This window comes from Shewanella sp. SR44-3 (assembly GCF_014163735.1).
In the GTDB taxonomy this organism is placed as follows: domain Bacteria; phylum Pseudomonadota; class Gammaproteobacteria; order Enterobacterales; family Shewanellaceae; genus Shewanella.
On sequence record NZ_JACJDV010000139.1, the window covers coordinates 1 to 271 of the forward strand.

The 271-nt window shown below is 42.1% G+C and carries 1 rRNA gene; it reads right to left on the bottom strand.

The window, feature by feature from the left end:
- Nucleotides 1-5 precede the first annotated feature (5 nt).
- Nucleotides 6-121, bottom strand: a 5S ribosomal RNA gene (gene rrf, locus H5073_RS18150).
- Between the last annotated feature and the right edge of the window lie 150 nt (nucleotides 122-271).

Genomic DNA, 271 nt, shown 5'->3' on the forward strand with positions numbered 1-271 from the left:
TTGGCGCCTGGAAATGACCTACTCTCGCATGGGGAGACCCCACACTACCATCGGCGATACTGTGTTTCACTTCTGAGTTCGGAATGGGATCAGGTGGTACCACAGCTCTATGGTTTCCAGACAAATTTTGTTTATTTAACGCCTTGGCATTAAATAATAATTCGGAAAGCTGATTTCGTTTTGAGTTCTAGTACACGGATGTACTTAGTGTCATCAATGCCTGGAGCATTTTATGACCACACTTTATTAAGCGCTTATATTCTTTACTAAG